At 67.3% G+C, this 13,554-nt stretch carries 7 protein-coding genes; all 7 read right to left on the bottom strand.

What is annotated here, in order from left to right:
• Position 1 precedes the first annotated feature (1 nt).
• From ACVN9Z_RS23335 to tssF, 7 genes are read right to left on the bottom strand one after another with little or no spacing between them, the layout of a single operon-like run.
• A complete protein-coding gene (locus ACVN9Z_RS23335) occupies positions 2-1,069 on the bottom strand; it encodes a hypothetical protein (protein ID WP_223308491.1) in 1,068 nt (355 codons plus the stop codon).
• Complete coding sequence (locus tag ACVN9Z_RS23340) at positions 1,069-4,242, bottom strand: toxin VasX (RefSeq protein WP_458212698.1); 3,174 nt, start codon at positions 4,240-4,242, stop codon at positions 1,069-1,071. The genes ACVN9Z_RS23335 and ACVN9Z_RS23340 overlap by 1 nt, the downstream gene beginning before the upstream one ends.
• Entirely contained in the window at positions 4,226-5,212 is a 987-nt protein-coding gene (locus ACVN9Z_RS23345) for a DUF4123 domain-containing protein (protein WP_458212699.1), read from the bottom strand. The genes ACVN9Z_RS23340 and ACVN9Z_RS23345 overlap by 17 nt, the downstream gene beginning before the upstream one ends.
• On the bottom strand, positions 5,205-7,898 hold the full coding sequence (locus tag ACVN9Z_RS23350; RefSeq protein ID WP_458212700.1) for a type VI secretion system Vgr family protein: 2,694 nt from the start codon (positions 7,896-7,898) through the stop codon (positions 5,205-5,207). The genes ACVN9Z_RS23345 and ACVN9Z_RS23350 overlap by 8 nt, the downstream gene beginning before the upstream one ends.
• A 16-nt stretch (positions 7,899-7,914) precedes the next feature.
• Positions 7,915-10,599 (bottom strand): type VI secretion system ATPase TssH, encoded by a 2,685-nt coding sequence (gene tssH, locus ACVN9Z_RS23355; protein ID WP_458212701.1) that lies wholly within the window; start codon positions 10,597-10,599, stop codon positions 7,915-7,917.
• Positions 10,600-10,618: 19 nt separating this feature from the next.
• Positions 10,619-11,719, bottom strand: a complete 1,101-nt coding sequence (tssG, locus tag ACVN9Z_RS23360) for a type VI secretion system baseplate subunit TssG (RefSeq protein ID WP_427200358.1) — start codon at positions 11,717-11,719, stop codon at positions 10,619-10,621.
• Positions 11,683-13,521: a type VI secretion system baseplate subunit TssF gene (gene tssF, locus ACVN9Z_RS23365; RefSeq protein WP_024069111.1), complete on the bottom strand. Its 1,839-nt coding sequence runs from the start codon at positions 13,519-13,521 to the stop codon at positions 11,683-11,685. The genes tssG and tssF overlap by 37 nt, the downstream gene beginning before the upstream one ends.
• Between the last annotated feature and the right edge of the window lie 33 nt (positions 13,522-13,554).

The following is a 13,554-nucleotide window of genomic DNA, read 5'->3' on the forward strand; positions in this document are numbered from 1 at the left end:
GCTACCACTGCGCTACCGAGACGCCGACGAACGCCAGCGGCAGGAAGCTCCAAAGCAATATCCCCCAAACACTGACCCGCAGCCACCGCTTCTTCATATGCGGCAATTTCCCCTGCATCGCCAGCGTCTCCTCGGGCGTCGGCGGCAATATGCGATAAGGGTTCTCGCCCTCCCACTTCAGCGCCGCGGCCAGTTCCGATGGCAGCGCCGGTCTCCGGGCATAGCGACGGATCCAGTACTCCATCCAGTTCGGCAGGTAGTACACGCCGCTGAAGAACCAGAAGCCGAATGCGGTGTAGGCATTGGTCAGATGGTGTTGCCGATCGATCATGTCGGGATAGAGTTCACGGTCCATCCATGCAAAGGCGTTCGTGCTGTGATCCGGGGTCAGCACAACGGGAGGCACTTCAGCCGGCGTGTCGTCCATGTAGCGGCGGATGAATTCCCAAACCGCCGCACCGGTCTGCGGCGCCGCATACGCGCGCGTGGGCGCGACAAATCGAGCGATCCGGCGGGATCCTGGCACCAGTTCCACCACTCCCAACGGATATGAGGAGGAAGCGCCAGTGGGCGTTACCGCCTTGAAATTGGAAACGAAGGCGACCGCGCGATCATAATCAACGCCGACCCACCCGGTCCTCTGATTCCACGCATAGATGCGGCGCAGGCGCCGGCTGATGATGGTTGTGTCCTGGAGCGGGCGGGTGATGATGCGATAACCGATCCACAGTCCCAGCAGGGCCAGCGCCGCTCCGCCCCCGACCACCAGGAGATATGGCCCTCCATAGCCTCGATCGGCCACGTCGTAGATCATCGCGAAATTCAAGGCGATGAACGCCATGGCCAGGCCAAACACGATCGCGGCCGAAGCCGCGATGCCACGCATGTTCTCGACCGAACTCGTCAGCCGCAAACAAGCCGGGGTAATCTCCACCACGCTGCGGTAGGGGAAAGCGTCAATCGATGACCGACTCCTATCGGAAGGGGCAGGAAGCAACCATCCCCATCCTCCGCTTTTTTCCGGGACGGCCGTAATGCCCGCCCGACCTTTGTCCTTGCTCGCGCTCATCAGATATAGACCCCGGACAAGAAACCGGTTTCCATATCCGGGCGCTGTTGTTGATCAGGCCAATACCTGACTCTCATGCAATAAGAGCCGCCAACGCCTCGCAACGCCAGAAACACACCGCTCAAACGAGCGCTCTTTCCCGCCGGGTCCAACTGCATCTGCAAGTTCCTGAATCGAGGAGTTGGAAAAAACACCGGATAATCCGTTGAGGTCGGAGCTGCCGCACCCTTTTCCAAGATCATCGTCCGGAAAACTCGCTCTCCAGCTCGCTCATTTCGATAGAATTCCACCAAGATTTTGCTCCCATGCGAGTATATCGGTACGTTGATGCTGTATTGAATATCAACATAGCCGGGCGGCTCGGCTCCCACAAAAAAGCGGCCGCTGGCAACAAGAACGATGCGCTCCAACGCCTGCACTTCGTCGCTGAGCGTCGCAAACGGCTGCGCCGGGCTGCCAGGCTTGCCCTGCGCCCCTTTAGTGGCAAACGGGTTGTTTTGGATACTGGCGGCCTGAGCCCGTTTACCAAATATCCCGTTATCCAACCAATACTCCACCGGAACGAGGTTGGACTCATCGGTCCCGGCAGCATTGACGGCAGTCCAAATCGCTACCCCCAACGCGGCCACCAAAAGCAGCGCCCATCCGACTGGCCCCATCGTAACGCCGAGCAAAGTGAAGCCCGCCCCGCCCACTGCCGCAGAGCCGGCAGCCATGGTTACGCCATACGACGCGACACCGGAGACCATCGTGGCAAAGCCTGACGCCATTGACCAATACGCGGATCGCTCGTTGGTGCGTTGCGCCAGTTTCACTGAAGCACTGAAAACCGTGGCCACCCCCTCTAGCAGTCCGGCAAATAGTCCCAGGACAGCGCCGCGACGCACAAGGGCTTCGCCGGCTTCCTTGGATGCAAGCGCAACGATAGTACCTGTCATGTCGTAGCCCACGCTAACGACGGCCATGGCATTGGCGGTAGCCCCCGCTCCACTTGCAACACGGTCATAGCCAGATGCGTCGTCTTTGAGCATCGCGCTCAACGAGCTCATGGCGCCCTGAACTTGGAAAAACATGATGCCTGCGGCCAGACCTGTGCCCGCATACGACCCCATCATCGCCACCCGTCCCTCGAGAAATGGATTCACTCGGGCGGCGCCTTGTACCGGCAACTCGATATGCTGAAATGGCGTTCCGCCCGCGAGCAGCTTGCTCAGGGTTTGTCCCTCCTCCATTTTTTGGAACGTAAATGCGACCACTCCGGCCACTGCGCCGCGATCATTGGGCAAGTCCAGATAAACGCCTCGGCCAACGCTTTCGGACAGGGCCAGGCCCTTCTGCCCGAGGTTGCCTGGCTGGGCCAGGTAACCGCGACCGGCGGGCAAACCGCCAGACATCGAAATGGGCGCGAAACCCTTTACGGGTTTGGTCGCAGCCTCTTCGAACATATTCTTGATGGCCGCAAATGGTCCAGTCACCATCGCAGGCCGCACCAGAAGGTCCTCACGCGTCACCAAGGTCAAGGCAATGCCTCGCATGAGCCGGTTGAAGGTTTTCGGGTCATCCGTCATCAACCTGGACAATTGGCCCGTCACGGTATCGACCAGCGCGGCCGTGGCCTCGTTATATCGTCGTTTCGCCCTAAGGACTTCGCGCAACTTGTCGATTTTTTCGGCGCCTTTGCCAAGATAGCTTTCGGCTACCACTCTGGCCGCACTGACCATGGAGATGGACTCGTCGACAGATGCCGTATCCGACAGCAATTTCCAAAGATCGAAATTCCCCGCAGCGATGCTTCGATAGAACCAGTTGTCCGGATTATCGATCGGCATCTTCCATACTTCAGCCCAAAGCCCCTCTCGTTCGCGTCGGGTCTGACCAGAACCCGCGACGCACGAAGCAACCATACGCTCGCGCCGCACTCCAGCGAGCTCATCGCGGTCGCAGAAGTCATACCTCTGCTGCGCCTTCCAGCCCTTGCAAGCGCTCCAAGTGCAGAACAATGCGCTGTTGCTTTCGATCTGATTGGCCAGCGATTTCATTCCCTCGCTGTTCGCAAGCGCCGCTTTCCACGCCGCGGTATCAATATTCCGCTCATACCGATCCGGGCCATAATTCGCCGCCCAGAATGGTCCCGGATTGGCTTTCGCACTGAGGAACAACCCCTGAATGAGCTCCGCCACCACTCGCTTGCGCTTGAGGTCGGGATCAGTGGCGCCCTCAAGCATGGCTCCCCGCGCCGCCGCGATATTGCGCCGCAGATTCAACTCCTGCACGATCCCCACCGGATCCGGCAGCACCAGCCCCACTCCCCACTGCAACGCCGGTAGTTTCGAATTCACCGCCCACATGAACGACGTCAACAACTGCGGTTCCGGCTCGGCGCGCAGCTGCAGCGGGTTGTGCAGCCCCGCGTTCAGGCAGCGCTGCACGTCCGCCGGCGCGTAGTCGGCGACGATCTCCGTGATGTCGGGCATGGTCAGCTTGCAGGTGTTGGGCGCGGTGCTGCCCGGCCCCACCTTGCCGTCGGCAATGTCCTTGAGGTTCAGCTCGGTCATCCGCGCCGTGCGGCAGCCGTCCTTGTCGTCTTCGTAATCCTTGCGGGTCTCCTTGTCCCAGACGTAGCGGCTGTAGGCGATCCAGACCTTGGGGCTGCGCACGTGATCGATGGTGATGAACTGCGTGGCGGTGTTGTTGTGCCCCTCCGACGAGCAGGCCTCGGACAACGGTTTGGTGGTTTCGGCGTCTTCCGGCATCTTGGCGACGGGGATCTTGCGGTAGTAGCCTTTCTTGTCGAGCAGGTAGCCGTCCCAGGTCTTGTCCTGCTTGAGCACGTACAGGTAGCCGGCGGCGGGCACGCGCACGAAATAGGTTTCCACCGGCAGCCCGGCGGGGTCGAAGCGCGGATCGAACAGCCGCACCTTGGCGTGCGCGTTCAGCTTTTTTTCCAGCCAGGTGCTGTACATGCGATGGGCAGGAATCTCCCATTGCGTATTGCTGGCGCCGCCATGCTCGCTATTGGCCCAGGCTTCGCGCACCATGGGGCGCGGCAACGGCGCCGGCACCAGCGGCATGATCGCCACGCCGCCCTGCTTGTCGCAGTTGATGCACTTGCCCTTGGTTTCGCCGCAGGTATTCGCCGCGGCGGCGCAGCGCGCGTTAGAAAGCTCGGCCATCCCTCACCTCTGTCTGCTCCGATTCGGATGCCGCGCCGGTCCATTGCCGCACGCGGTTCCATTGTTCTTGCGTGATGTCGTTCAAGGCCGCCACCGCCGCGATGCCATTGGCCTGCATGGTCGCCATGGCGTGGCGGATGTCGGGGTGCTGGTCGAAATGCGGGTGCACCAGCAGGCCGTGCAAGGCGTAGTCGACGATGTCGGTGTCCGTCTCCAGCCCCCAGCGCGCCTGGGCGCGCGCCACCAGCCGGTCGGCGCGCGCGCGCAGGCGGGACTCGCCCATGTCGTGGCCAGCCTCGGCCAGGGCGTCGAGCGCCTGGTTGACCCAGCCGGCGCGTTCGAGCACGGCGCATTGCGCGCGGTCGAGCACCAGCGGCGCCGCCGGACCGGCCTGCGGCGCGCCAGCGGCCGCCGACCGTTCATACTGGAGCGCCAGCTCGCCGGCGGCGCGGCCCGGCCGCCAGCAGGCCCGGACCGGCGCCAGCCATTGGGCCATCTGGTCTTCGGACAGCACTTCGGCCAATACCTCGGCCACGCGCGGGTCCCAATGACGCAGCGTCACGGGGTCGGCGCGGTCCGGCACCAGGCAGCGCGCCATGCGCGCCAGATGCCGGGCCAGCGCGGCGGGCGCCACCGGGCTGGCGATCCAGCCGCAGATCGGCCGATGGGTCCGGCCCGAGCCGGCGGCCGCGCACGCCGCTTCGACGGCCAGTTCGATCGCGTCGTCGCGGCCGAACTCGCCCAGTTCGAGCAGGTAGGGGCAATGGTCGGCCAGGAAGCGGCTGCGATCCAGGGGCAACGCGACGGCCTGCCCCCGGCGCCTGGCATGGGCCAGCGGATCCTCGATGGTGGGGTCGACCAGAACGTACAGCCGGTCTTGCGGCAGGCCCGAGGCGGCGGCCAGCAGTTGTTGGTAGAGCCGCGAGACGGCGGCCCGGTCCGCGTCGCGCGGAAAGTCGCCGTCAAACAAAGGCCGACCCTCCCGCCGCGGCGCTGTTGACCTTGCTCGGGCAATCCTTGAATTCACCCGAGGGCGGGGCCAGGTTGCCGCTGGCCGTCTGCGGCCCGACCCAGCTGTGCGCGCCGGCCTTCAACTCGACCTTGCCCGGCGCATGCAGCTGGATGCCGCCGCCCTCCAGCCGCAGATAGGCGCCGGCGGCCGTGGCCAGCACGCGCTGCTTGCCCTCGACCAGCACGTTGGCGCCGGCGGAGGCGAAGGTCACGGCTTTTTCGGCGCTCAGGGTCATCCTGGCGTCCTGGCTGTGCAGGCGCAGCTTGCCCCCGGCCGCATGCAGGCGCAGGCCCGCGTCCTTGACCGGCCGGCCGCCGCCGGCGGCGTGGCCGGCCGTGAACAGCAAGGCGCCGCCCGCCACGCCCACCGCCAGGTGCGCGCTGCTGGCCCAGTTCACGTCCGGCGCGATCTGCGCGAAGGTGGCGCCGGCCACCAGGAAAGCATTGGCCGGCGTGTACTGGCCGATGCCGCTGGGCGCGCTGACCTGGATGTGCGGTTCGCTGTAGGCCGCCACCTTGACGGCGGCGCCCTGGGGATTGGGATCGTCCTGGGTGGCCTCGACCACTTCCAGGATGTGTTGCAGGCCCTCTTGCGCCGGCAGCGCTTGCGGGTCGCCATCCAGGATGGCCTTCTGCCTGACCGCGACGTCGGCCAGTTCCCTGGCCGCTTCCAGCGCGGCCTCGATCTGCTTGGAGGCCTCGGCGCTGTCGAGCAGCGGCCCTTCGGCGTTCTCGCGCAGGTCGGCGCTCAGCAGCAGTCCCGAGCCGCCGCGCAGCGCCACGGCCTCCTTGGTCGACAGCTCGGCGCCATGGCCCAGGTCCTGCAGCCGCTCGTTGTCGCGCTGCTGCTTGACGTGGCCCAGGTTCAGGCGCGCATCGGCCTGGGTGGTCGAGGCGGTCAGGCGCGACTGGCCCGGCGTGTCGTCCTGCACCAGCTGGTTGTAGCCGCCGGTGCCGGCGCCGCTGCTGGCCAGGGCCTGGGTCTTGAAGCCGGACATCACCGCGTTGTGGGCGTGGCCCTCGTTGGCGCCGGCGAACCAGGCCGGCGCGTTGCCGGTGGCGTTGGCGCCGCCCGCCTGCACCTTGTTGTGCGAGGCATCCTCGGCGCCTTCGCCGTTGTAGAGCGCGCCCACCACCACCGGCCGGTCGATGTCGCCATGCAGGAATTCCACCAGCACCTCCTGGCCCACGCGCGGCACGAAATGGCCGCCCCAGTCGCCACCGGCGACGGGCTCGGCCACGCGCACCCAGGCGCCCAGTTCATCCTTGGCGGGCGCGTTCTCGTCCCCCGAAGGATGCGCCATCCGGCTGCTGGAGGCCTTGCCGCGCTGCCAATGGAACTGCACCTTGATGCGGTGGTCGCGGTCGGTGTGCACCGGTTCCTCGGCGCCGATCACCAGGGCGGTCTGCGCGCCGAACACGGTGGGACGGGGGTGCAGGCGCACGCCATGGCCATCCTGCGTCGCGGGACGGAATTCGGTGTCGCTGCCGATGCAGGTGAAGGCGTTGCGATAGAAATCGGCGTCGTCGCTGTCGCCGCCCCCCAACGCCTCGCTCACGGCGCGGCCGAGGTCGGCGTCGAAGTTGTTGCGGGCCTGGTGCGTGATGGCGATCACCACGAAGGCGGACGCGCCGCCCTGCTGGTAGTGGCCGGTCAGCTCGAAACGCTGCCCCGGCGCCAGCGTGCGCACGGTGCCCGCGCCTTCGATGCTCTGCTGGCGCACGCGCAACGCGGCCAGCGCGTTGTGCGCCAGCCGCTCGCCCTGGGCGCTGTCCTCGTAGGCGTACTGGCCGGGATAGTCGTCGCTGACCAGCTCGATCGCGTTGGCCAGCTTGCCGGCGTCCGCCTGCGCCGAGACCGGCCGCGCCTGGGCGCTGCGGTAGTCCCAGCTTGCCATGCGCACGGCGTTGGTCTGCCAGCGCTGGCGCGGACTCCAGCGCTGGATGCTGTCTTCGGTTTCGGTGACGTCGGCGCGCGCGAAACGCACGCTGGCCTGCGGGCCGGGCTTGAAGGCGCCGTTGTGGTCGGCGATGACCAGGGTATGGCCGTCGTCGGCGTGCTCGGCCCAGTAGAACAGGCCCTCTTCGGCCAGCAGGCGCTCGACGAAGGCGTAGTCGGTTTCGCGGTACTGGATGGCCAGGCTGCGCTTGGCGTAGGCGGCGCGATCCTTCACTTCCCAGCGCCATTGCGGCGCCAGCGCCCCCTGGCCCTTGTAGTCGCCGAAGATGCTGTCGACGATGTCGATCACCGTCTTGTCCTGGTAGGCGAAGCTGTCGCGCCGCGCCCGCAGGAACGCCAGCCACGGCTCCACGGTCAGCCCATAGCGTGCCAGGCCGCCATTGGCGCCCAGGAAACGCACCGCCGTGGCGTGGCCGTGCCACAGGCGCGGCTGCTCGCGGTCCAGCGCGGTCTGCAGGCGCAGGGTGACGGGCTGGCCCATCAGGGCCTTCAGCGGGATATGCGCGTCGTCGGACAGCGCGGTGATCTCCAGGCGATAGGCGCCGCCGCTCAATTGTTCGGTGGCCGACAGGGTCTCGGCCACCAGGCGGTTATCGCCCAGCGGCGTGCGCAGGTCCAGCAGGCGGTTGGCCTGCGCGATGCCGGCGGTCGACAGGCGGGACAGTCCGGAAGAATCCTGGGGCATGATCGCGGCTCCTGGCTCAGGTCAGGCGGTAGCGGAAGTCGCCGTTCTTGCCGGCCGTGACGCGGATGCGCGCGATCGCCTCGCCCTGCGCCATGCGGCCCAGCACCTGTTCGGCGATCTGCGGCAACAGCGTGCCGTTCAGGATGTGGTCGACGTTGCGCGCGCCGGTGTCGACCTCGGTGCAGCGCGCCAGCACGGCCTCGACCAGCGCGTCGTCCCAATCGAACACGGCGCGGTGGTTGGCCTGCACCCGCTCGGCGATGCGGGCCAGCTTCAGGCCGATGATGCGCGCCAGGGCGTCGTCATCCACCGGGTAGTAGGCAATGGTCTTCATGCGGCCCAGGAAGGCCGGCTTGAAGGCCTTGTACAGCTGCGGCGCCAGCAGTTCCTGCAAGGCGTCCGGATCCGGCCGTTCCTCGGCGGTCTTGTTCAGGCAGGCCTGCATGATGGTCGACGAGCCGACGTTGGAGGTCAGGATGATCAGCGTGTTGCGGAAGTCGATCTCGCGCCCTTCGGCATCGTCCATGACGCCCTTGTCGAACACCTGGAAGAACAGCTCCAGCACGTCGGGATGGGCCTTCTCGATCTCGTCCAGCAGCACCACGCTGTAGGGCTGGCGCCGCACGGCTTCGGTCAGCACGCCGCCTTCGCCGTAGCCGACGTAGCCGGGCGGCGAGCCTTTCAGGCCCGAGACGCTGTGGGCCTCCTGGTATTCGCTCATGTTGATCGTGACCAGCTTGCGCTCGCCGCCGTACAGGATGTCGGCCACCGCCAGCGCGGTTTCGGTCTTGCCCACGCCCGAGGGGCCGACGAACAGGAACACGCCCTTCGGCTTGTTGGGGTCTTCCAGGCCGGCGCGCGCGGTGCGCACGCGCTGGGCGATGGCGTGCAGCGCGTGGTCCTGGCCGATCACGCGTTCGGCCAGCAGCGGCTGCAGTTCCAGCACGGTGCGGATCTCGTCGTTGACCATGCGGCCCAGCGGGATGCCGGTCCAGGCCGAGACGATCTCGGCGATCACCTGCGCATCCACGTAGGCCGGCACCAGCGGCGCTTCGCCCTGCAGGGCGCGCAGTTGCTGCTGAAGCTCGGCCAGTTGCGCCTGGGCGGGCGTTGGCTCGGCGGCCTTGCCGGCGCGGCGCTTGCCGGTGGTTTCGGGCTCGGGTTCCTGGCCCGCGGCTTCCAGCTCTTCGCGCAGCGCGTGGATCTGCCGCACCAGCTCGCTTTCCTGGGCCAGGCGCGCTTCGGCGTCGGCCAGTTGCTGGCGGATGGCGTCCATTTCCTCGTCCAGCTCGCGCAGGCGGGCCGATTGCGCGGCCCCGGCGGCGGCCTCGCGGCGCAGGGCGGCGCGCTCGGTTTCCTGGCGCGCTAGGCGGTGGCGGGCGTCGTCGATCAGGGCCGGCGTGGCGCTGCGGCCCAGCGCCACCCGGGCGCAGGCGGTGTCCAGCACGCCGACAGCCTTGTCCGGCAGTTGGCGGCCGCTGATGTAGCGGTGCGACAGGCGGGCGGCGGCAACTATCGCCTCGTCCAGGATGCGCACGCCGAAATGCTGTTCCATCAGCGGCGCCATGCCGCGCAGCATGCTGGCGGCCAGGGTCTCGCTGGGCTCTTCCACCTTGACCACCTGGAAGCGCCGCGCCAGCGCGGCGTCCTTTTCGAAGTACTTCTTGTATTCGCTCCAGGTGGTGGCGGCGATGGTGCGCAGTTCGCCGCGCGCCAGCGCCGGCTTGAGCAGGTTGGCGGCATCGTTCTGGCCGGCCTGCCCGCCCGCGCCGATCATGGTGTGGGCTTCGTCGATGAACAGGATGATGGGCGTGGGGCTTTGCTTGACCTCGTCGATCACGCTTTTCAGGCGGTTCTCGAACTCGCCCTTGACGCTGGCGCCGGCCTGCAGCAGGCCCATGTCCAGCGTGCGCAGCGCCACGCCGGCCAGCGCCGGCGGCACGTCGCCGGCCACGATGCGCAGCGCCAGGCCTTCGACCACCGCGGTCTTGCCGACGCCGGCCTCGCCGGTCAGGATGGGGTTGTTCTGGCGCCGCCGCGTCAGGATGTCGATCATCTGCCGGATCTCGGCATCGCGGCCGATCACCGGATCGATCTTGCCTTCGCGGGCGCGCTCGGTCAGGTTGGTGGTGTACTGGTCCAGCGCCGGCGTCTTGGACAGCGCGGCCGCGGGCGTTGCGGCCTCGCCCTGAACGGCGTCGTCGCCCAGCGCCACCGATTGGCCGGCCTCTTCCGAGCCGGCCGTCAGGGCCGCGAAATCGTGCTTCAGCTCTTCCAGGCGGAACGACTCGAACAGGCGCGAGCCGCGCCGCGCCAGCGCCGCCAGATCCGGCTCGGTCAACAGCGCCAACAGCAGGTGGCCGGAACGGATGCGGGTCGTCTGCGTGTCCAACGAGGCGATCAGCCAGGCATGCTCGAACAGGCGCGGCAGGTGCGGCGAAAACACCGGGGTGCGGGTATTGCCGTTCTTGAAGCCGCGGATCTCGGCGTTCAGGTCGGCCTCCAGCACCGAGGCCTCTATGCCGCTGCGGCGCGCCACGATGCTGAAATCGCTGGCGGGCTTTTCCAGCAGCGCCAGGAACAGGTGTTCCAGGTCCACCTCGTAGTGGCCTTGCGCCATGCACAGGCTGGCGGCGCGCTCGGCGGCCTGGCGGCAGGTCTGGTTCAGTTTCCCGATCAGGGTTTTCAGGGGAGTGGCCATGTTCTGGGTTGTCTTGTTCTCAGTGGATGGTGTGCAGTTCGTAGCTGGCGTCGTCGCGATCCGACGCCGACGGTTCGGTGCAGAGAAAGGAATTCCAGCCCAGGCGCGCGCCGCCGCCCTCGGCGTCGCCGCCCAGCGCGCTGCCGGCGACGTCCTCCTTGGCCATCACCAGCCGCACCTCGTATTCGAAGCTGAGCCCGCCGAACATCGTCAGCAGTTTCTCCAGCGCCTGGGCGCGGGCGCCGCCGGGCAGGAAATCGGCGAACGCCGACCTGGACAGCGGGCCGATCCACAGCCGGATGCGCAGGTCGCGCTGCCAGATGCGCTCGCCCGCCATGGCGGACACGCCCAGCACCGCGCCGGGACGGCCCAACTGAGTGCGGTTTTCGGGCGGCACGTGATACCAGCGGCCGACGAACTGTTCGACCCGCAAGGCCACCTGGAAGTAATCGGCCAGCACCCGTTGCAGGTACGCGGCCGACACCGGCCGCTGCCGCGCCGCCGCCGCGTAGTGCGCCAGCGATTCGTCGAACACGCGGCCCTCGCCAGCATGCAGGCGGTCGCGCAGCGCCGGATGCCCTACCCCGCCCAGCGCCAGCAGCAGCGGCAGGTAGTGATGGTCCTGTTCGGTCTCGTGCCGCAGCGGCATGCGGTACTTCTTCCAGGCCGCGTAGAACAGCGCCGCGGCCCGGTTCGAGAAGATGTCGAAGAAGGCGCGGGCGCCACGGTCGCGCGTGGCGCTTTCGCGGTGGCTCAGGATCTCGGAGTAATGCAGCGGCAAGGCGCCCTGCCCGCCCAGCAGGCCGAAGAAGGCCGGCTCGATCTCCACCCGTCCCAGCGTGCCGGCGGCCAGCGCCGCCAGTCGCGCGTCGGCGTCGTGCAGGGCCTGGCCGTTCTTGTCGAAGGCGGTCAGCCCCGCGATCTCGCTGGCCGGAAAGCCCAGCGACGACGAGTTGACGAAGCGCAGGTGCGCCGGCACGGCATTCCTGGCGCGCGTGCCTTCCTGGCGCGCGAACCACAGTTCCAGCACCCGCACGGCCTGGAAGAACTTGAAGCGCTGCGGCTCGGCCAGCAGCGATTCGATTACGCTAGGATCGCGTCGCCGTTGCATGGGGGACACCGTAGGATTTCTTCCGCGCCGCGGCGCGACAGCACCACCAACTGCACGAAGCTGTTGGCGTGCACGTAAAGGCCGAAGAAGCGGTTGAGCACCGCCACGAAGGCATGCAGGCTGGTGCCCACGAAGTTTTCTTCATTGATCGTCAGCCGGATCTCGATGCCGCGCACGAAGGTCGCGAACGGCTCGCCCGGCATCCAGTGGGTGGCGGGCTTGTAGTCCAGCCCCACCAGCCCTTCGATCTGGCGCGCGGCCACCGCCGCGTGCGACAGGTCGTACAGGCGCAGCGTCTCCTTCAGCGCCGGCAGGCCGCTGTGCACCAGTGACAGGTGGTTCAGCGCCAGGTGCGAGATCAGGCGCCAGTGCGCCGCGCGGCCCTGCTGGAAGCGGTGCGTATGGGTCGGGCGGCGCAGCATGCGGATCTCGCGCGCCACCGAGCCGCCTTCCAGGAACAGGTCGCCGCCCGGCTGGCCCACCGCCAGGTGCGACGGCAGGTCGCGATTGGTGCAGGTCAGCTCCAGGCTCAGCGTTTCGGTCTGCGGCAGGGCCGGATTGAAGTCGATGTCGACGATGGACATCTCCATTTCGTAGCCCGGGCTGCGCTCGGCCACCATCGAATCGCGCCGCGCGGTCCAGTAATGGCTGGCGCCCTCGGGCGTCTCGCCGTGGTGCAGCGAATAGAACGGCCGGAACTCCACCACCGAATCGCCCTGCGCGTTCTGCCGCACCAGCCGCACGCGGTCGATGGAATAGACCTCGTAGCCGTAGGCCCGGCGCGCATCGGCCACCACCGGATAGGAGGCCGCCGCATGCGTGACGCGAATGGGATCGGCGCGCTGCTCGAACAGGTTGATCACCGGCGTGCAGCCCAGCCGGAAGTTGTCGGCCGAGGCCGATTCCAGCAGGCGCGCGGTATTCGAATCGGCGCGCAGCCCCTTGACCGGCAGGTGCAGCGTGAATTCGCGCAGCGGCCCGACCGCGCGCCGCAGCGCCGCCAGGTCGATGTCGACGAAGTTGAATTTTTCGGAAAAGACGAAGTACTCGGCCAGCAGCCGGTAGGCCGGATGCGAGCTGGCCGGAAAATCGATCAGCGCGTCGTCCTCGGCCAGTCCCACCTGGGCCAGCGGCACGTCCGGCAGCCGGTTCCAGCGGCCGGGTTGGGTCTCGATGTAGGCCGCCGCGGTGCGCAGGAACAGGCAGTCGCGCAGCGCTGCCACGAACGACGGCTCGCCATGCAGATAGACCCGCAGGCGGTCCACGGCCAAGGTGGCGAAGCTCTGCGTTTCGGCCAGGCAGGCCAGCGTCAGCGACAGGCGGCCGGTCACGCCCGGCGGCAGTTGCGTGGCCGATGGCGCGTTGGCGGTCGAGGCGAACGTGGCCTGGCGGATGGCCACCGGCGCCAGCGTCACGTCGTAGGCCGTGCGGAAGCGGCAGGCCACGCCGCGCACGGCGTGCGATTTCAATTCGGTGCCCCGCGCCACGCGCACCGGCGCGGTCAGTTGGGCCGCCACCCCGCCCATGTCGAACTGCGCGATCGAACACGCCGGAAACGGCCGCAGGTAATGCGGATACATCACTTCGAACAACGCTTCCGTGAATTCCGGATAGTCGTCGTCCAGCTTCTTGTTGATGCGCGCGCCCAGCAGGGCGAATGATTCGATCATCCGCTCGACGTGCGGATCCTCGCAGGTCTCTCCCGACAGCCCCAGGCGCGCGGCGATCTTCGGATAGCGCTGGGCGAAATCCCGCGACGAGCCGCGCAGGAACCCCAGCTCGCGTTCGTAATACGGCAGCAGTTCTTCCATCTTTCCCTTCCTCGCCGGCGGCTGGCCGCCGGC

The sequence above is a fragment of the Achromobacter sp. KK8 genome (genome assembly GCF_054188005.1).

Coding starts and splice junctions, on each gene's coding strand:
- ACVN9Z_RS23335 (WP_223308491.1), bottom strand. CDS start 1,069: ATGAGCGCGAGCAAGGACAAAGGTCGGGCGGGCATTACGGCCGTCCCG.
- ACVN9Z_RS23340 (WP_458212698.1), bottom strand. CDS start 4,242: ATGGCCGAGCTTTCTAACGCGCGCTGCGCCGCCGCGGCGAATACCTGC.
- ACVN9Z_RS23350 (WP_458212700.1), bottom strand. CDS start 7,898: ATGCCCCAGGATTCTTCCGGACTGTCCCGCCTGTCGACCGCCGGCATC.
- tssH (WP_458212701.1), bottom strand. CDS start 10,599: ATGGCCACTCCCCTGAAAACCCTGATCGGGAAACTGAACCAGACCTGC.
- tssF (WP_024069111.1), bottom strand. CDS start 13,521: ATGGAAGAACTGCTGCCGTATTACGAACGCGAGCTGGGGTTCCTGCGC.